Origin of the sequence: Wolbachia endosymbiont (group A) of Cydia strobilella (genome assembly GCF_964026745.1) — a bacterium.
In the GTDB taxonomy this organism is placed as follows: Bacteria; Pseudomonadota; Alphaproteobacteria; order Rickettsiales; family Anaplasmataceae; genus Wolbachia; species Wolbachia pipientis.
This window is the reverse complement of the sequence record NZ_OZ034694.1, coordinates 875,439-894,181: the sequence shown is the minus strand read 5'-3', so window position 1 is coordinate 894,181 and position 18,743 is coordinate 875,439. Positions and strand designations below refer to the sequence as shown.

The 18,743-nt window shown below is 34.7% G+C and carries 17 protein-coding genes, 1 tRNA gene and 1 pseudogene; 13 read left to right on the top strand and 6 right to left on the bottom strand.

Going from position 1 to position 18,743, the window contains the following annotated elements:
• Nucleotides 1-59: 59 nt before the first annotated feature.
• Nucleotides 60-1,580, bottom strand: coding sequence for a hypothetical protein (locus AAGD76_RS04430; RefSeq protein WP_341820437.1), 1,521 nt, complete (start codon nt 1,578-1,580; stop codon nt 60-62).
• Nucleotides 1,581-1,737: 157 nt separating this feature from the next.
• Nucleotides 1,738-3,122 (bottom strand): annotated as a pseudogene (locus AAGD76_RS04425) (IS4 family transposase).
• Nucleotides 3,123-3,229: 107 nt separating this feature from the next.
• Here AAGD76_RS04425 and AAGD76_RS04420 point away from each other — a divergent pair.
• The 3 genes from AAGD76_RS04420 (at nt 3,230) to AAGD76_RS04410 (ending at nt 4,292) form a co-directional block, all read left to right on the top strand.
• Entirely contained in the window at nt 3,230-3,382 is a 153-nt protein-coding gene (locus AAGD76_RS04420; RefSeq protein ID WP_155975182.1) for a hypothetical protein, read from the top strand.
• Nucleotides 3,367-3,696, top strand: a complete 330-nt coding sequence (locus tag AAGD76_RS04415) for a transposase (RefSeq protein WP_341820230.1) — start codon at nt 3,367-3,369, stop codon at nt 3,694-3,696. The genes AAGD76_RS04420 and AAGD76_RS04415 overlap by 16 nt, the downstream gene beginning before the upstream one ends.
• Nucleotides 3,697-3,818: 122 nt before the next feature.
• The gene (locus AAGD76_RS04410) at nt 3,819-4,292 is read left to right on the top strand and encodes a transposase (protein ID WP_250296353.1); all 474 of its coding nucleotides are present in this window, start codon (nt 3,819-3,821) and stop codon (nt 4,290-4,292) included.
• 356 nt (nt 4,293-4,648) lie between these two features.
• Here AAGD76_RS04410 and AAGD76_RS04405 read toward each other — a convergent pair whose 3' ends face one another.
• The 4 genes from AAGD76_RS04405 to rlmB all read right to left on the bottom strand — a co-directional run bounded on the left by AAGD76_RS04405 (nt 4,649) and on the right by rlmB (nt 7,837).
• The gene (locus AAGD76_RS04405) at nt 4,649-5,626 is read right to left on the bottom strand and encodes a quinone oxidoreductase family protein (RefSeq protein WP_038199239.1); all 978 of its coding nucleotides are present in this window, start codon (nt 5,624-5,626) and stop codon (nt 4,649-4,651) included.
• 170 nt (nt 5,627-5,796) lie between these two features.
• Nucleotides 5,797-6,333, bottom strand: coding sequence for a cytochrome c oxidase assembly protein (locus AAGD76_RS04400; RefSeq protein WP_010082343.1), 537 nt, complete (start codon nt 6,331-6,333; stop codon nt 5,797-5,799).
• Nucleotides 6,334-7,056, bottom strand: coding sequence for a Bax inhibitor-1/YccA family protein (locus tag AAGD76_RS04395; RefSeq protein ID WP_341820436.1), 723 nt, complete (start codon nt 7,054-7,056; stop codon nt 6,334-6,336).
• 79 nt (nt 7,057-7,135) lie between these two features.
• The gene (rlmB, locus tag AAGD76_RS04390; RefSeq protein ID WP_341820565.1) at nt 7,136-7,837 is read right to left on the bottom strand and encodes a 23S rRNA (guanosine(2251)-2'-O)-methyltransferase RlmB; all 702 of its coding nucleotides are present in this window, start codon (nt 7,835-7,837) and stop codon (nt 7,136-7,138) included.
• Between the two features lie 206 nt (nt 7,838-8,043).
• Between rlmB and AAGD76_RS04385 the strand changes: the two genes are divergently transcribed.
• The 10 genes from AAGD76_RS04385 to rnc all read left to right on the top strand — a co-directional run bounded on the left by AAGD76_RS04385 (nt 8,044) and on the right by rnc (nt 18,512).
• Nucleotides 8,044-8,876, top strand: a protein-coding gene (locus tag AAGD76_RS04385) for an IS5-like element ISWpi1 family transposase (RefSeq protein WP_341820157.1) whose coding sequence is annotated in 2 segments (ribosomal slippage) — nt 8,044-8,413 and nt 8,413-8,876 — 834 coding nt in all. Because the reading frame shifts where the segments join, the coding sequence is not laid out codon by codon here.
• Between the two features lie 196 nt (nt 8,877-9,072).
• Nucleotides 9,073-9,945, top strand: a complete 873-nt coding sequence (gene atpG / locus AAGD76_RS04380) for an ATP synthase F1 subunit gamma (protein WP_010081973.1) — start codon at nt 9,073-9,075, stop codon at nt 9,943-9,945.
• 18 nt (nt 9,946-9,963) lie between these two features.
• The gene (locus tag AAGD76_RS04375) at nt 9,964-11,298 is read left to right on the top strand and encodes a TldD/PmbA family protein (protein ID WP_010081974.1); all 1,335 of its coding nucleotides are present in this window, start codon (nt 9,964-9,966) and stop codon (nt 11,296-11,298) included.
• A gap of 174 nt (nt 11,299-11,472) precedes the next feature.
• Complete coding sequence (locus AAGD76_RS04370) at nt 11,473-11,724, top strand: cold-shock protein (protein ID WP_006279919.1); 252 nt, start codon at nt 11,473-11,475, stop codon at nt 11,722-11,724.
• Nucleotides 11,725-11,759: 35 nt separating this feature from the next.
• Complete coding sequence (locus tag AAGD76_RS04365; RefSeq protein WP_038199603.1) at nt 11,760-12,986, top strand: DEAD/DEAH box helicase; 1,227 nt, start codon at nt 11,760-11,762, stop codon at nt 12,984-12,986.
• A gap of 203 nt (nt 12,987-13,189) precedes the next feature.
• Complete coding sequence (locus tag AAGD76_RS04360) at nt 13,190-15,496, top strand: AAA family ATPase (RefSeq protein WP_341820435.1); 2,307 nt, start codon at nt 13,190-13,192, stop codon at nt 15,494-15,496.
• 64 nt (nt 15,497-15,560) lie between these two features.
• Nucleotides 15,561-16,457, top strand: coding sequence for a class I fructose-bisphosphate aldolase (locus tag AAGD76_RS04355; protein WP_209473361.1), 897 nt, complete (start codon nt 15,561-15,563; stop codon nt 16,455-16,457).
• Between the two features lie 5 nt (nt 16,458-16,462).
• Nucleotides 16,463-16,534, top strand: a tRNA-Cys gene (locus tag AAGD76_RS04350).
• A gap of 121 nt (nt 16,535-16,655) precedes the next feature.
• The gene (locus AAGD76_RS04345; RefSeq protein ID WP_007548704.1) at nt 16,656-17,723 is read left to right on the top strand and encodes a quinone-dependent dihydroorotate dehydrogenase; all 1,068 of its coding nucleotides are present in this window, start codon (nt 16,656-16,658) and stop codon (nt 17,721-17,723) included.
• Nucleotides 17,724-17,813: 90 nt separating this feature from the next.
• Nucleotides 17,814-18,512, top strand: a complete 699-nt coding sequence (rnc, locus tag AAGD76_RS04340) for a ribonuclease III (protein WP_006279914.1) — start codon at nt 17,814-17,816, stop codon at nt 18,510-18,512.
• Nucleotides 18,513-18,743 lie beyond the last annotated feature (231 nt).

Sequence of the window (18,743 nt, the reverse complement as noted above, 5' to 3'; positions counted from 1 at the left end):
TTTCCTAAATTTGCTCACAATCTCTTGACTTGACACATATGTTTTTTTCCCAAATGTTACTATCTTCCTCCTTTTCCTTTCTCAATTTGTGCAACCATTTCCTTTACATTTGCATGCGTGAGAAGGGAATTTTTGCTGACATGAGATTTTGGATCAGATTTTGCTGTTACGTGTTTCGTTGCAGATCTTTTATTCTCTGTTAGAAATGAATGAGATTGTTTTTTCTTCACACCGATATCCGCTTGTGCTGCTGGAGTGGTTTTGCTTTCAGCAAGCTGTACATTAGCATTTCCTTTTGCTTGATTTTGCTCAAATTTTTCTTTTAATGCCTTTACTTTACTGCCCATCTCGCGATTAGCTCCTCCTTTCATAGTAGCTGCTGCTACTTTTGGTATCGCCTTACCAGCAGCTTTTTGTGCTGATTTCCTATTGTCTTGATTTTCAGATTTTAGTGGTACTCTTTCAGCTGATTTTTTAAGAATTACTCCTACTACTTTTGGCTCTGTGCTTACTTTTTGATTAGCACGGCTTAGATTTTTAGGCTTTGGCGGTACTGCAGGTTTATCTTTGATTACCACTTTCGATTCTTGTCTAACTTCTTGACCAGTAGTAAACATTTTTTTTGGCACTTGCGGTGGTTTTGGTGGTACGAGGGATTGAGGTTGTTGTTTCTGCTTACGTTCTCTTTTTGCTTCTATATGTTCTTTAGGAACTGTTGCATAAATTGGCTCTTCTTTGGGCGATTTTGAACTCTGCGAATTTTCTATTAAAATTTTACTCTTCTTCTCTTGATAATTTGATATCTCTTTGTATACAGACTCTTCATTTAATGAACTTCCATAGCCTGAATCTTCTCTCTGCTCATATAAAGGATTTTCCTTAGCATCAGGCATACTAAAACTATTAGCTCCTTTTAGTAAAGAAGATGTAGACTTTGCCTTGCTTTCTCCATCTGAGGATATTTCTGATTTAAAGCGTACCTTCCTCGAATCTGGAGCAGCCGGAGGTGCTGTTGTTGGTCGCTTTATTTGCCTCATGCGATTACCACCTAATTTTTCTTTCGGCTGTTCTTCTTTTCGCAGCTCAAAAGTACCTTCCTTTTGCTTTCTACCTTCCAAACTCACTTCGTGTGATCTATCTTTTCCTTGACTCTTTTCACTTTGTTCTAAATTTAAAGAATCTTTTAAAATATTATTTTTTCTGAAATCTTTTTCTAATTGTTCCAAGAGATCAATTTTTTTTAAAATTCTTGTATACTTAGCTGCTGTTTCTAAAGTGAAACTTGACAACTCATCATTTACAGAATTACTTATACTACTGTTCTTGGTTGGAAAATTTTTTCCCAAAATTCTATTCATTAATGTTTTAAAAAGACCTAATGGCTGTTCTACATAATTGTTCAAGTCAGTATATATAACAAACTCAGCTATACCTTTTGCCTCACCTGTAAAACCTTCTAATGCATGAGATAAATCCCTTAACGTTTTGTTATATTGTTTCTCTGCATTTCCTAGCTTTACAGCTTTGATCAGAGAATCGAGATTTTTTTTATAGTTCTCACTTTTAAATGGATTATTCATACTAATTACAGCTCATTATTTATTAAAATATAGATCTAAAATATTAAGATCTAGTAAATATTACTTTTGTAATTCATGTAGAACTATAGCTATAATAAGTAAGATTTCCCTACGTCATACCGCCGCGGTATCTCCAGATCCCCCTAACAACTTACTATTACCCACAAATATAAAGTTCGTGAGCAAGTCGCCATCCTTCTGCTAAATCAAAGAGACGTTTATATCCTTTCCAAAGAGTAATTGGTCCTGGTTTTGGGTCATTTTTTCTTGCTAAATGGCCTCCAAGTTCATGAAACAGCTTCTTTTATGTTGGGAACTACACTTGGACATGGTTTTCTGTGTATTTTAACGTATAAAACTTTCCATTCTTCTTCAGCTAATAAGGTAGTACATGGTAATGTTGGGTTAGCTCTTGCAATTGATGTAATAAAGAAGATCCTCCAAGCAATAATACTCATAACTGTTAGATATCTCATTAGTCTTTCTGCTATTCCAAGCCTACATTCTTCAACTTTGAGACCGGATTTAAAATTTTATGTAATATCTCTATTTTCCATCTAAGGCAATACCAACTAATTTTTTCAACAGCTTCATCGAAAGTATTAACTGAAAGATTCGTTAATAGCATCCATTCTAGCGGTTTTTTTTAAGGGAAGGGGAGTTTTCTCAACAACATAAACTGCATAAAGTGGTAATTTAGGTAGTTCTTCCGTCTTATGCCTAATATTATTCTTAGATGGATTCATCATAAACTTTCCAAATCTAACTTCCAAACGTGCTGTTCTTTTTGGCTTATTATCTTTTACAGGAACTTCAACTTCTACCGTACCTGCACAATGAGAGGATTTAATAAATGCCCATAACTTCTGCTCACCTTTTTCAGGATATCGAGATTTTCTATTTACTGCTCTATCTCTGCATGCTCTAACTAGCACTGCCGAATTAAGATTATGTGCAAGCTCAAAAAAGTCATATATATCTGCTTCTCTATCGCATACAGTTATAGTCTCAGTTTGAGTTGGATCAATAATATTATTTGTTTTTCTTAAAGTTTCCAACCACTTTACGCTTTCTTTATCTTCAATGCGATCGCTCTTTTTTTTAAGGTTCTCAGTTTCTTCAGGTCTTGAATAAACTTTTTGATCTAGTATCCCTAGTACCAAACCTTCTATACTAACGGCAAGAGCTGTATGCATTATAATACCTTTTGCAGTATCATAACTGGACAAATTTGCTAATCCGCTTGTTTTTTTATGGTTATTATATACAATGTAACTGGTATCTTGAATGACAAGAACCCTCTTGTGAGCTTTTGTTCTCTCAACCGTCTTATTAATATGTGTAGCTAAAATATCACTTTCTTTTACATTCTCATTTTGAAAAAAACGTTATGCTGTTTTTGCTTCTGACCAACTTTCACATGCTTGATTAATCTAACTTTCAGGTAATTTTGTCAAACATATCAGCAATCTTTACTAATCGCTCAGTTAACCTTTTATCTCCAAATTCATTTTTAGCCCATTCACTACTTTTACTTGCCATTTTACACCCTCAATATTTGCAAACTTTAATATTGTAATATTTTACTTTTTAGTCCATTTATATTTGTGGGTAATAGTAAGGAATGACACCGTCTTGGATGGAAACCAGTGTCAGCTACTTTCATGACACCATCACAAGGTGAAACTGGATCCCAGTGGGCTTTGTTGCATCGCTCAAGTGAAAAGAACTGGCAGTTACTGACAAAATTCATTATAAATAGCCATTTAACTGTTGAAGAAAAAATATGCCACAAAAAATGAGAGTCAGTAACTGCCATGAATATAACAAATTTCTCCAAGAAAGAGGAAGCATTTTTTGTTATATCAATGACGCCATAGAAAATTGGTACGAGAATTGTCCAAAAATGCAGGGCGGCAACTATATTTATAGTGATAAAGTTGTGATTTTGGTGCATATAATCGTCAGTTTCTTTAGAATTGGTTTAAGACAAACAGTCGGGTTTATAAAAGGGTATTTGCAACAAATAGGAAGAGATTTGGCAGTTATCAGCTATTCACAAGCATCAAGAAGGTTTGAGAAACTTAATATTAAGATAAATGATTGCAGAAAATAATATGGAAGATATCGAAATTGCTATAGACAGTACAGGAATTAGTATATACAACAACACACAGCAAGGAAAATAGCACTGACAGAAAATATCGTGGCTATGAGCAAACGAGAAAATTGCACGTAATGTTGAATATAAACAACAAAAAAGCCATAGCTGTAAAATACAGTAACGGTGTCTACTCTGATCACTATGGAGCTTGTGATTTGCTAAAAGAAGTTGATTTTCAGCATGCCATAAAAGCACTATATGCAGATAGAGCATGTGATAGGCACAAGTTTTATAAGTTGTGTAACGAATATGATATAAAGACAAAAATTCCACCAATAAACAATGCGGCAGAACATCCAGAAATAGATTATATGTCTGACAGGAATGCTGCTATTAGGTTAATAAAATTATACGGTGAAGATGGCATGAAAGAATGGAAAAAAGAAGTAAATTATGGGAAAAGATCTTATATTGAAGGGTTTTTCTCAAGATTAAAGCAAATATTCGGATTTAGTTTTAGGAATAAATCTGAGATAAATCGAGAAAAAGAACTAAATGCTATTTGCTTAATAAATTCACTGATATTGGTATGGCTAAATTTGAGATAGTTACATGAATTTACCATAAATCACCATCTCATAAAGTGTGATGCAACAAAGCCATCCCAGTGTCAGCTACTTGGATGACAAGAAAGGGAGCACTGGAATGACAGGAGAAGGGGGGCTACTACCGTCATAAAGGAACCAGTGTCAGTTACTCGGATGATACCTTTTTCTACTTAATTTGGGTTATGCAAGAAGTCTATTCGCGGTATAGATTCCGCTAACACGTAGCGGGATGACGGTTGTCGGTAAATCTAAGTCAGTTTAGCTATATGCTTTTAATTCCCCCAAAAGGAGAATTAAATATGTGAAGTTCTAGTTGATATGACTTAATGAATGGTTAGTTTAAATTACTAATTTATTTAAGAGATTTTGATAATATTTAACCCACTCGCTTTTCTATTTTCCATATCACGATGTGCTTGAATTATTTCATCAAATTTATATTTTTTATTGATCCGTACAGTTAAAAGTTTTTTTCTTATCATCTCGAAGATTTCCATTGTGGTAAGCACTAATGTGAATCTATCATGCTTATAATGGTATATTGAGGTTCCAGTTGCAAATAACGAACGTGAACTAAGTAAAGAAAAACTAATAGGAGCGTTACCTGATATCTGCCCATAGGAAACGTATATGCCGAACCTGCCTAAAGATTCAAAAGAAAGCTTGCTTGTAGCGTAACCTATAGGGTCATACACTGCACCTACTCCTCTGTTTTGCGTAATCTCCATAACTTTAGAAACGAAGTCTTTATCATTGTAGTTTATTGCGTATGTGCAGCCACTTTGTAAAGCTATCTTCATTTTTTCATCAGAGCTTACAGAACCTATCACTACACCTTTTTTATCCTTTGCCCATTGGCATATTATTTGTCCTAAACCACCATTAGCCCCATGAACTAGCACGAAAGCACCAGGCCTAACTTTATAAGATTGATTAACTAAATAGTGAGCTGTCATACCTTTAAACAGCACTGCAGCAGCAACTTCATCAGATATGTCATCTGGAATTTTTATCAGATATTTCTGGTGTATAATGCGCTTTTCACAATATGCCCCTGGAGGAGCTGTGCAATATCCCACTCTGTCTCCAACCTTCAATCCATCACTGATTTTTTTACCAAGCTTTTCAATAACTCCCACTGCTTCTACCCCAAGCACTGATGGTAAATTTTTAATTTTGCGCGTACCTTTTCTGTGCTCTAAATCATAACGATTTAAGCCGATAGTTGTGTGACGTACTAAAACTTCCTCGCCTTTTGGCTCACCTATACTCTTATCTACAAATTCTAATACTTCTGGTCCCCCAGTTTTTTTAATTTGTATAGCTCTAACCATGATGAATATTAAGATAAAAACTTTGATTATGTTATCTAACAATTAATATTTTGCAAAGTTATTGTTTTCACAATCAATAGACTTCTTGCGTTACCTCCTGTCATTCCAGTGTCAGCTACTTGGATGACACCCTATTGATTACTGAAATGACACGGTTTGCAAACATTCTGTTACTTAAGCTTAAAGAACGTGTATGATAGTGTTATTTCGCCCAAATCTTTTGTATTACTATCAAGCATTATCTCAGGATCTATATAGAAAGATACGGGCATAGCTGCTTTTTGTTTTGGTAGCAACATTTGCTCTTCAAAACAAAAGCATGCAACTTTATTGAAATACTTACCTGCTTTGAAAGGCGTAACATTATACACCGCCATACCAAATGAAGGCTGATCAGATAGATTTTTTGCGTAATAAAACGCTAAACTTTGTTCTCCTATGTTTACGTCAACGTAGTTAGTTTCTGATTTAAACTCCCAAGGTAGATCGGACATTATATCAGCATTGAAATGGACCCTGATCTTTTGGTTAGTTATATTTGTTGTTGTGTTAGTTACTTTTCTTATTGTGCCACCATACCCAGTAGCTTTACAGAAAATGCTATATAGAGGTACCGATGCATATGCAAGACATATCATCGACACAACTAAAGATACTAAAAAGAAAACTATAGAATTCTTACTGCCTTTCCTTAAAAAGGAAAACATCTAATCCCTATTGTTGAACAAGTTAAGTAACCTGAGTAGATTGAGAAATATATTAATAAAGTCAAAATAAAGATTAGTTGCACCGAGTATTGCCAATTTAGTAGTAGCAACTTCTGATCCGTCATTATGTTTATAATAAACGTCCTTGATTCTTTGAGCATCATACGCAGTCATTAAGGTAAAGACTATTACTGATATGAACGATATTGCAAAGTGGAGAGGACTACTTCCAAGAAATAAATTTACTATAGACGCAATGATTAACCCCCAAACTCCCATAATCAAGAAAGAGCCCATACTTGTAAGATCTCTTTTTGTAGTATTGCCATATAAAGCCATAGAGCCAAACATGATTGATGTAATGAAAAACGCCCTTGCTATATTTTCTGCAGTATAAACTATAAAAACATAAGATAAGGAAAGCCCCATTAACACTGAGAACGAGAAAAATATAGTAACGGCAGACTGAGCACTTAGGTGTTGAATTCTATAAGACATGTAGAACACCAATGCAATCGGAGATAACATTACCACAAGCGATAGAACGGGATTAGAATAAATTACTTGAAAAAGACCAGAAAATACTGTTAAAAATGCAACAAGCCCTGTGACGCCCAAAGCTAAAGCCATGTAATTATATACTTTAGTTAGGTAACTTCTAAGCCCAGCACTATAATAAACGCCTTGAGAGCGAATATCCTGTTCATTTCTCATATAAGACATAATATAACTCCTTTTATCCATTACTTAACACATTATAATATAAAGCCATATTTTTATCAAGTGTTTTTATTATAAACAGCTATGCGCTGGCATTTGTTTTAATATAAATAGAATATAGGCCTATTGCTGCTGCGTTTGAAACATTTAAACTGTTAATTGCATTTGACATTGGGATTTTTAAAAGATAATCACAATTTTCTTTAACTAACCTCCGCATTCCTTTCTCTTCAGAACCAAAAATAATTACTCTTTTTTTCTCAAAACTCTTTATTTCATCTATATTTTCTTTAGCATTGCAATCAAACCCGTAACACCAGTAGCCGACCTTTTTTAAATACTGCATAGTTTTTACTATATTTGTAACGTATATTAGCGGAACAATATCTAAAGCCCCACTTGCTGCTTTTGCAATAGATGCATTTTCACTCGGTGAATGGTTATGTGGTAAAACCAATGCGTCGACATTAAAACAAGCTGAAGTTCTTAAAATTGATCCAATATTGTGCGTGTCAGTGACTTGATCTAAAATGACTATAGTAGAACTGTCGTTTGAGCTTTCAGCTACTTCTTCGATGCTTAAGTTATAAAGAATAGGGGCAACATTTAAAGCAATTCCTTGATGGTTAGCACCTTTGGGTAAAACGTCATTAAGTATTTTGTTTTCTACTAATCGAACTTTAATGCCCTTACTATTTGCATATTGCTTAATTTCTTTTTCGTGTTCTCTATAGAAATTTTCTGTTACTAACAGTTCTATACACCGCCTATTTTTATTCTTCAGTGCTTACATGCAGGTGTGCTTTCCATACAGCCAAAAATTCTCATTAGTTTTTGACGATTTCATCGTATTATTGAAAATCGGGTTTTTATAGAATAAGCAACATTTTACTATGTTTAGATATTGTTGTAAAATTATACAATTCGATTAGAGGTTGTCCGGAAACAAGTAAAAGGCTATAATATCTGAAATTTTAGTACGGGGTAAAGATGAGAAAAAAGTATCCAACAGATCTAAGCGAAAGGGAATGGGCAAGAATAGAAAAACACTTCAGAGTATCATACAAGAAAGGAGGAAGGCCGCCAAAGTATAGCAAAAGAGAAATATTAGAAGCAATTTTCTATGTATTGCGTACAGGGTGTCAATGGCGGTATTTACCAAATGATTTTCCGCTATGGAAGACTGTGTATGAGCAGTTCAGGCAATGGAAGAAGCAGGGAATTTTTGAGAAAATGAATTATGAAATTACAAAATATAGTAGAAGAAAAATAGGAAGGAATGAGCAGCCGAGTGCCTGTATAGTAGATAGTCAATCTGTAAAGACTACAGAAAAGGGGGGATCAAAGGCTATGATGGAAGTAAAAAAGTAAAGAGTAGAAAAAGGCATATAATTACAGACACTCAGGGTTTTATACTAGGTTGTTACGTAGGTGCTGCTAACGAAAATGATAGAGATGGTATTAAAATAGCATTAAACAATATGAGAACAAAATATACTAAAGTTAAAAAAATGTGGGCTGACATGGGATACCAAGGAAGAAATTTAAAGAATCACATAAAGGAAGAATATGACATAGATATTGAAATTGTTAAAAGGCCTCCATGTAGATTTTGGGTGCACAAAGATACGCCACCTGAGCTACTACCAACAAGAGAACAAGGGTTTAAAGTACAGCCAAGAAGATGGGTTGTAGAAAGGACTTTTGCTTGGGTTAATAGGAATAGAAGGCTATCGAAGGAGTATGATTTACTCACAACATCCACTGAGAATTTCATATACCTAGCTATGAGTAGGGTTATGTTAAAGAGGGAATATGCTTGAATTTACTAGTTTCCGGACAACCTCTTAGGCTACTTTCACATTGATATTGCTGAAGTTAGAGCACTTTCTTAATATAATCCTTATCTCCAAACAATAAACCTGCAAGTTTCTTAGCTAGACTTGGTTTTAATGTCAAAAAAACTTGCTTTTAGACACTAACAGTTATATATTTTAATAAATCAGGGTTGTATACAAAATGAAGAGCTTAAAGGAATTATCCTTAAGAATTAAGAATATTAGATCTGTACAGAAAACCACGAAAATAATGCAAATGGTTTCTGCAGCAAAGTTGTTACAAAGCCAAAAGAAGTTATTAAATTCAAAATTATATGTATCTAAGCTGCATAACATTATTTTTTCATTAATGCTATCAGTTGATCAAGAATTACTGGCAAAAATTCTAAATGTCAGTAACGACGGTTCTTACCTAGTATTCATTATTGCGTCTGATCGTGGCTTGTGCGGCAACTTTAACTCTTCTATTGTCAAATTTAGTCAAGAGCGTGTAAATAAGTCAATCGCAAATGGCAAAAAAGTAGATATTGTATTTCTTGGTAAAAAAGCTTTTGATGTAGGTAAAAATAGATTTGACTCTAAAAGTATCTTAAAAATTGAAAATAGTAAGGGAATCACGTTAAAGCACGTAGAAGCTTTGGTTGATGGTATAGATTTAAGTAAATACGATAAAGTTAAAGTTTTTTATAGTAAATTCTATAATACCTTCACGCAAAAACCAATGTTGGAAACAATAAAACCATGGAGTAAAGACTCATCCTTGATTGATAGCTCTCTGGCTGGTCCAACAACAGATTACGGCTATGAGTATGAACCACAAAATATTGAATTTATTTTAAAATCTTTGGTTCAAGATTACGTTGTAATTGCTCTTTACTCTGCTTTACTTGAAAGTGCAACAAGTGAGAATAGTGCTAGAATGGTTGCTATGGAATCAGCAAACAGAAACACTAAAGAGATACTGAACAAATTAGCATTGCTTTATAATCGTTCTCGTCAAGCAGCGATTACGACTGATTTAATTGAAGTTATAGGTGGTGCAGAATCTTTATAGAAATCTAAGGAATAGAAAATGAATATATTAAATATTGCAGCAGATATTACTAAACTAATAAAAAAGCAAAATCAAGATGCGGAAGTTACAATATATGAAACTAATAAGACTTCAGTTTCTCAGCGTCTATCAAAAATTGAGCAAATATCACAATCTAAAAATTGCACTGTAGGAATCAGAGCTATAGCAGGTAAAAACAAAGCTGCGTATATTTCTACAAACGATTTGAATAATCTGAGTGATACAGTAAGCCAAGTGGTAGAAATGGCAAAGAATGCGCCAGAAGATCCTTGCATTAATTTTGCTGTAAATGGTAGTAATTATATCTCTTCTGCAGATTTAAGTATCTCAGATAATAATGTTGTAACCGTTGATAACCTAAAAGAAATTGCTGAAGCTGCAGAAAATTCAGCCCTTGCACATAAGAGTATCACTAATTCTGAAGGAGCCTCTTCTTCATACGCTTTAGTGAATACAGTATTATCGACTGTTTCTGGTTTTATTGGCTCGTTTAGTAAATCAACCTTTGCTAATCAGGTCTCTGTTGTTGCTGGAAGAGAAAGTGAAATGAAGGTTGGTTACGATTATGATATAGCATGTAATTTTAGTGATTTAAAGTTGCCAGAGTTAATGGGAAAAGAAGCAGCAAAAAGAGCAGTTGATCAATTGAATTCACGTACAATGAAAACTGGTAAATTTCCAGTTATTTTTGAAAAAAGAGCAGCAAAAGGGCTAGTAAAAAGTTTTGCTTCTGCTATAAATGGGAGCAGTATTATAAGCAACAGTTCTTTCTTGAGGGGTAGTTTAAACGCTCAGATTTTCAACGATAGAATTAATATTATCGATGATCCATTGTTGCCAAGAGGCATAGCATCGAGACCATTTGATGGAGAAGGGATAACTAGCAAGAAAAATATATTTGTAAAAAACGGAATATTACAAAATTGGATTTTAGACTTATACTCGGCTAGAAAATTAGACTCAGAAACAACCGGAAGTGCAACTCGTGCAAGTAATGCTGCAGTTATTCCTGCAGCTAGTAACCTCTACATTGAGAATGGTGATGTATCGTTTGAAGAATTAATTCAGGAAGTGAAAGAGGGAATATATGTAACTGATTTATTTGGTTTTGGTGTCAATTTAATCAATGGCGATTACAGCCAAGGCGCTTCCGGATTTTTTATAGAAAATGGAAAAATAACGTATCCAATACATGAGATTACCATTGCTAGCAATTTGAAGGATATGTTTAGCAATTTAGTCGTTGCAGATGATCTAACTTTTTGTGGGCAATTTAATTCACCAACGATTAAAGTTAGCGAAATGACGGTTGCAGGTTCGCTTAACGATTAAAAAATTTATTTGCATCAAGTACAACAATTGTGTATTATTGTCATGTAATGTTAAGAATAGACTATGGAGTATAAAGGTTTAGTTTCAATAGCTAAGCTTAAAGCATTCTCAATCGTAATTTCAAAGTTTTTCATCACATTAGTAATGTTAGTTAATAATTTAGGAGTTGTTTAAATGGAATTTGGTAATGTAAAATGGTTTAATGCCGAAAAAGGCTATGGTTTCATCAAGCCAGAAGGTAAAGGGGGTGACGTTTTTGTACATATTAGCACATTGGAACGTTCGGGAATAAGACCTGAGGCACTTAAAGGAGAGAATAAAGAGAAGGGAATAAAAGGAGAAAGGGTGAGTTATGAGGTTAAAGAGGAGCGCGGTAGAAACGGAGAAGATAAAAAATCTGCAATAAATTTAAGATTGGAAGATTAATCTATTATGAAGTCTTTTAACAGGACTAACGTATTGTGAATAATTTTCATGAGATGGGTCTCCCAGCTTCGCTTAGACAAGCTCTAGATAAAAATAATCTTTTCGTCCCAACTCCGATTCAAATACAAGCGATTCCCTTAGCGCTACAAGGTAAAGATATTCTCGGATCTGCTCAAACGGGGACTGGAAAAACTTTAGCATTTGCTATTCCGTTGGTTGCTAAGTTGCTGAATGAGCCTAACACTGGTTCAGCTTTAGTCATCGTGCCAACCAGAGAGCTTGCGCATCAGGTAACAAATGAGATAAGAAAACTCTTATCTCAAAATTCTGCACTAAGGGTCGCTTTGTTGATTGGTGGTGAGCCTATTTTTAGGCAGCTAAATCAGCTTCAGAAAAAACCACAAATTGTAATAGGTACTCCTGGTCGTATTATAGACCATATTGAGCGTAAAACTTTGATTACTCGCAATGTTAGCGTTCTTGTGCTTGATGAAACGGATCGTATGTTTGATATGGGCTTTGGAGTTCAGATTGAAGAAATTATGAAGCATTTGCCTAAAATAAGGCAAACTCTTATGTTTTCTGCAACTCTTCCTGGAGATATAGTAAAACTTGCTGAGAAGTACCTTAATCGACCAGAACGTATTTCTGTTGATTGTGAGGTTACAACTTCTGTAAAAATTAAGCAAGAAATTGTTTATGCATCAGAATCAGAAAAATATGAAAAGCTTGTTACACAACTATGTCAGCGCGAAGGATCAATCATTATCTTTGTCAAAACAAAGCGAGGAGCGGATCAGCTAGCTAACAGATTGCACAAAGATGACTATAGCGCTTTAGCAATTCATGGTGATTTAAGGCAGCACAAGCGCGAAAGGGTCATTAATTCTTTTCGTCGTGGCCGTAATCAAATCATGGTTGCAACAGATGTTGCTTCTCGCGGCCTTGATATTCCCCACATTCAACATGTTATCAATTATGATGCACCACAATCGCAAGCTGACTATATTCATCGTATAGGTAGAACTGCACGCGCTGGAGCTGAAGGGTATGCGCTATCTTTTGTTACACCTCAAGATAAGAGAAGACTGCCTGCACTGGCAGACAAAGAAGGAGAGCTAAATTTTGATTGTAGTGTGCAATTTAAAAAACGTAACAGCAAAAAGGTCTTTAAAAGGCCAAGTACGTTAAAGACTAAATACGGTAGAAAAAAGATCAATGCATTTAAGAAGAAAAGCAGAGTACTAGAAAAAGCGTATTAAATAGGATTTACCTACAATTTGATAAGCGTAAAACTCGTCATTCCGCTACTCATTAGCGGAATCTATGCTGAGATATTGCGGTGCTATGACGTAGATCCAGAGTGGGATTCAAATTGGCTACAGCGAACTGCTGGATTTCAAATTTTTTAATAATTGTGTGCTATTCATTATATATGAGTTCCCACTTTTAAAGAGAATAGGAGATGATTTCCAAAAACTTAGAGGCAAGTTTGAATAGAGCACTATTCATTGCTTCTAATTTTAATCTTAAATATGCGAAAGTAGAACATTTATTGCTGGCGTTAACTAAAGACGTGGATGTAAATTACGTTTTATCAAGATGTAATATCAGAGCCGATGAAATCATCAGTATGGATAACATTCTATCAAGATGCAATATTAAGGCTAATGATTATAATAATAATATAAAAGGGTTTTTACAAAGCAGTTCTGAATTGATTATCAGTGGAGTTAAACCTAGCTCAATGTTTCAATGCATAATACACAGAGCAATAATACGGGCTCATAGCTTGGGGAAAAAAGAAATAAATGGAGCAAGTGTTCTAGTAGAAATTTTGTCTGGGCAAGATTTATACGTTGAAGATCTATTGCAGAAACAAAGTGCGAAAGATTCCAATTTGATTTACCACATATCTAACATGAAATACTCTAACGATATAGATGAATACACCACTAATCATAAAGTAAAACTTGATAAAAATAATGATGCTCCTACTACAGTAAATAAAGGTGAGCTACTAAAAGATGAGGAAATTCTACAAAGTTATTGTAAAAATTTAAATGACTATGCAAGAAGCAAAAAAATAGATTATGTTATTGGTCGTGATTATGAATTAAATCGCTCTATAGAAATATTATTGAGGCGTAGAAAAAACAACCCTTTATATGTTGGAGATCCAGGTGTTGGCAAAACCACAATAGTTGAGGGTTTGGTACTCAAAATCATTGAAAACAGTGTTCCAAGTGCGCTCAGGTCCAGTATAATTTATGCTTTGGATTTAGGGTCACTCCTTGCAGGGACACGCTATAGAGGTGATTTTGAAGAGAGAATAAAATCTATAATAAAAGCGATTGAGGCAAAACCAGGTGCTATCCTTTTTATTGACGAAATACACACTATCATTGGAGCAGGTTCTACAAGTGGTAGCTTTCTTGATGCAGGTAACCTACTCAAACCTGCGCTTGCAAGAGGTACACTGCGTTGTATAGGTGCAACTACATATAGAGAATACAGCAATAGTTTTGAAAAAGATAAAGCATTAGCGAGGAGGTTTCAAAAAATTAATGTTAAGGAATCTTCTGTTAACGAAACGATAAAGATACTAGATGGTATAAAGCACTACTATGAAGGGTATCATGGAGTATATTATACAAAGAATGCCATTAGGTCTGCGGCTGAACTTTCGCATAAGTATATTACTAGGCGAATATTACCTGATAAAGCGGTTGATGTTATTGATGAGGCAGGGGCATATTGTAAATTGCTAAGAAACAGGGGTAAAATTGTAAATAGTAGAGATATTAAGAATACCATTACTAGAATTACAAATGTGCCTTGCGGATCTGAATCTGATGATTTGCAGAAAGTAAAGTCTTTAAAAGCTAATCTAGAGAAGGTGATTTTTGGCCAAGAGCAGGCAATAGAATCTCTTGTTAATTCTATTAAAATTGCTAAATCTGGGTTGAGAAATTACAATAAGCCTTTAGCAAATTATCTTTTTGCAGGGCCAACCGGTGTTGGTAAAACCGAGCTAGCAAAACAATTAGCAGAAAGCATGGGCATGAATCTTATACGCTTTGATATGTCCGAATATATTGAGTCTCATACGATATCAAGGATGATTGGTTCTCCTCCTGGATATGTAGGTTATGATCAGGGTGGATTACTCACAGAGTCTGTATCTAATAATCAATATAGTGTTGTGCTGCTTGATGAAATTGAAAAGGCTCATAGCGATATCTATAATATATTGCTACAAATTATGGATTATGGTTGCGTTACAGACACTTACGGACGTAAAGTTAACTTTTCCAATATAATCTTAATTATGACAACTAATGCAGGAGCAGCTGAACGCAGCAAAAGTTTTGTTGGCTTTGGGCATAAAAAATTTAACACTGGTGATAGTGAAAAAGCGATAGAACAGGTTTTTAGCCCTGAATTTCGTAATCGTCTTGATGCGATTATTTCTTTTTCTGACTTAAATGCGGATATAATTCTGCATATTGTAGATAAATTTATTCAGGAACTGAAAAAGCAGCTGACGCAAAAAGGCATAAACTGCTTGGTAGAAGATGAAGTGAAATCTTATCTTGCACAAACAGGTTATAGTAAGGAAATGGGAGCACGTCCGATAGAGAGACTTATTGAAAAAGAGATAAAAAGTTACTTAGCGGAAGAAATACTGAATCGTAAATTAATAAAAGGAAAGAAATTAAGAATCTATATGAATAAAGTAGAAAATAAAATTGCTTTTGATATAGTTTAAAATCCTTGTATTGAACTTCATCTTTGTTACAATCTATAACTTAAATTCAATTTGAATTATAGTGATAAGTGATAAAGTAAAACAAGTCCTAAGCTACTACGAAAGTGAAAACCCTGGGGTAAAAGCAAATCTTACTCGTATTCTCATGCATGGAAAGCTTGGCGGCACTGGCAAGTTAGTGATTCTGCCAGTAGATCAAGGATTTGAGCATGGTCCAATTAAAAGTTTTGAAGTTAACCCTGATGCTTATGACCCACATTATCATTTTCAGCTTGCGGTTGATTCGGGAGTAAGTGCATATGCTGCTCCACTTGGTATGATTGAAGCTGGTGCTGCAACTTATGCTGGAATGCTCCCACTTATTTTGAAACTTAATAGTTCCAACTCTTTACATTCAAAGGATCTAACCTCTGATCAGGCAATAACCTCTTCTGTGAAAGATGCGCTGCGTTTGGGCTGCTTAGCTGTCGGATTTACTATATATCCTGGTTCTGCTAAGTGTTTCGATATGATGGAGGAAGCCCGTGGAATCATAGCTGAAGCCAAATCTTACGGGCTTGCAGTAGTGCTATGGTCTTATCCACGCGGTGAAGGGATTTCCAAAGAAGGTGAAACAGCAGTTGATGTTATTGCCTATGCTGCACACATAGCAGCTTTGCTTGGCGCTAATATAATAAAAGTAAAACTTCCAACTAAATATTTGGAAAGGGAGAAAATAGAAACAGAAAATATTGAATCATTATCTAAAAGAATTGAATATGTTAAAAGGTCTTGTTTTGCAGGGAAAAGAATAGTAGTTTTTTCTGGTGGTGAATCGAAGGAAGTAGATAACATATACAATGAAGCGAAAGAAATTAAGCAGGGTGGCGGTAATGGTTCAATCATTGGACGTAACACTTTTCAACGCAAAAGGGAGGAGGCTTTATCTATGCTAAAAGATATAATGGATATCTACACATAAAAAACGGCTGGGTGGCAGAATGGCTTATGCGGAGGACTGCAAATCCTTTTATACCGGTTCAATTCCGGTCCCGGCCTCTTTCATTCTCTATATCTTGTAAAAGTTAACAGTAGCTTTAAGTGTGTAACCTATAGAGAAAGCTTGTCCATAGTGAAATCAATTTCTTTTCAAGTTATGGTTATACTCTTATAGCGTTTCATGGTAAAAAATAAACTAAAAATAAGCAAAGTGTTTTACAAACGTAATTTACTATTTTTACTACCGCCCGAAGTTGCTCACTCTTTGGCAATTATGGCATTAAAGAAAATGCCTTATAAGAATCCTATAGAGCTACCAGAATCTTTGAGTGTGAATTTTTTTGGTAATAAGCTCAGAAGCCCCATAGGTCTGGCTGCAGGTTTTGACAAGAATGCAGAAGTTATAAGGCCTATGCTCTCATTTGGTTTTGGGTTTATTGAAACTGGTACTGTAACTCGTAATCCACAATATGGAAACAAAAAGCCAAGAATTTTTCGGTTAATTAAAGATCAAGGGGTAATTAACAGATTGGGATTTAACAATAAAGGAATAGACTATTTTCTTAAACAAATAGGTGAAACCAAGCTTGATGACTGCATTTTTGGCATCAACATAGGAAAAAACAGTACATCAAAGGACCAAATCAGCGATTATGTTGACTTAATAAAGATAGTATATGGAAAGAGCAATTATATAGTGCTGAACATCTCATCCCCAAACACGCCTAATTTACGCAATCTGCACAATAAGCAAGAATTATCGGAATTGTTGAAATCCGTAACTCTAACCCGAAAATCAATTGATAATTCTAAATCCATACCAATAATATTAAAAATCTCACCAGATGTAGATCAGCAAACGAAAGAAAATATCGCTGAGCTTGCGTTGGAATATAAGATTGACGGATTAACAGTAAGCAACACTACGGTAAGTAGAGATAATCTGCATTCTCACCATAATGAGAGTGGTGGGTTGAGTGGCAAACCGCTGTTTAAACTTTCAACCGAGTTATTGGGCGATATGTACAAATTTACTAAGGGCAAAATATTATTGATAGGGTGCGGAGGAATCTCAAGTGGTGCTGATGCATATAAAAAAATAAAGGCAGGAGCTTCTTTGGTGCAGTTGTACACTGCTCTCATATACCACGGACCTCAAGTTGTAAACAAAATTAATCTAGAACTTGCAGAACTAATAAGGAGAGATGGATTTAGTAACATTAGTGAGGTGGTGGGTTGTATACATTAATTTTGGAAGTTGGTGGTATTATTTTAATAAAATAAAACTAATTCTCTGGTATAAAGGTGGTAGAAAGTGCTTTTCTTTTAAATAATTGGTATGAAGAGTTTGAATGATGCAATATCTAAGATCATTGATTATAAATTTACAAATTATGCAATATTAGAAGAGGCACTAACTCACCCAAGCGTAAATAAAAGGAATAGCAAAAACCAGATTGTAAGCTACGAAAGACTAGAGTTTTTGGGCGATAGTGTTTTGAATATGGTTGTATCTGCCACACTGTTTAAACTATTTCCTGAAGAAAAAGAAGGAGCATTGGCAAAAAGAAAGACGGATTTAGTTTGTGGCAACACCATTGCTAATGTTGCTAAAGAAATAAAATTAGGCAGCTTTATCATCATGAATAATAGTGAACGCTGCAATGGAGGGAGATGTAACTTAAAAAATTTAGAAAACTCGCTTGAAGCACTAATAGGTGCAATTTATATTGATGGCGGGCTTGAAAATGTTGAAAAATTTATTATCCAATATTGGGAAAAGCTAGCTAAAGGCATGCTTGACCCCCCTCAAGATCCTAAAACCTCACTGCAAGAGTGGACTCAGAAAAACAAATTGCCTTTACCAGAGTATGAGCTTGTAAAACAAACTGGACCAGCGCACAATCCTGAATTTACTATATCAGTTTGCATAGAAGATTATGGTAAAGTTTCTGCATGCGCTTCTAGTAAAAAGATTGCTGAACAAAAAGCTGCTGAGTTGATGCTAGAAAAAATTGGAAAAGACGCTTCAGTTTAGGCAAAATAGGCATTAATGTAAATTTTAAGGAAGCTAATAGCGTTTAGGGTAAATGGTCAATTTAAGGAGAAGCATAGTATTATTCATAAAAAAGTTGATCTACCAAAAATCAAGCCTTATGTAGTGGAATATCAATGGCTGTTGTCGGAGATGCGGAAAAAAAGAAGTAGCAAGTTACCAAAAGGTGTTATGCCAGATACATTTGGTCCAAGAGTTGTTTTGTGAAGTTGA

Bases quoted from the DNA above. Each gene is read 5' to 3' on its own strand.
- AAGD76_RS04430 (WP_341820437.1), bottom strand. From the start codon at position 1,580: ATGAATAATCCATTTAAAAGTGAGAACTATAAAAAAAATCTCGATTCT.
- AAGD76_RS04415 (WP_341820230.1), top strand. From the start codon at position 3,367: ATGCCACAAAAAATGAGAGTCAGTAACTGCCATGAATATAACAAATTT.
- AAGD76_RS04410 (WP_250296353.1), top strand. From the start codon at position 3,819: ATGTTGAATATAAACAACAAAAAAGCCATAGCTGTAAAATACAGTAAC.
- AAGD76_RS04405 (WP_038199239.1), bottom strand. From the start codon at position 5,626: ATGGTTAGAGCTATACAAATTAAAAAAACTGGGGGACCAGAAGTATTA.
- AAGD76_RS04400 (WP_010082343.1), bottom strand. From the start codon at position 6,333: ATGTTTTCCTTTTTAAGGAAAGGCAGTAAGAATTCTATAGTTTTCTTT.
- AAGD76_RS04395 (WP_341820436.1), bottom strand. From the start codon at position 7,056: ATGTCTTATATGAGAAATGAACAGGATATTCGCTCTCAAGGCGTTTAT.
- atpG (WP_010081973.1), top strand. From the start codon at position 9,073: ATGAAGAGCTTAAAGGAATTATCCTTAAGAATTAAGAATATTAGATCT.
- AAGD76_RS04375 (WP_010081974.1), top strand. From the start codon at position 9,964: ATGAATATATTAAATATTGCAGCAGATATTACTAAACTAATAAAAAAG.
- AAGD76_RS04370 (WP_006279919.1), top strand. From the start codon at position 11,473: ATGGAATTTGGTAATGTAAAATGGTTTAATGCCGAAAAAGGCTATGGT.
- AAGD76_RS04360 (WP_341820435.1), top strand. From the start codon at position 13,190: ATGATTTCCAAAAACTTAGAGGCAAGTTTGAATAGAGCACTATTCATT.
- AAGD76_RS04345 (WP_007548704.1), top strand. From the start codon at position 16,656: ATGGTAAAAAATAAACTAAAAATAAGCAAAGTGTTTTACAAACGTAAT.
- rnc (WP_006279914.1), top strand. From the start codon at position 17,814: ATGAAGAGTTTGAATGATGCAATATCTAAGATCATTGATTATAAATTT.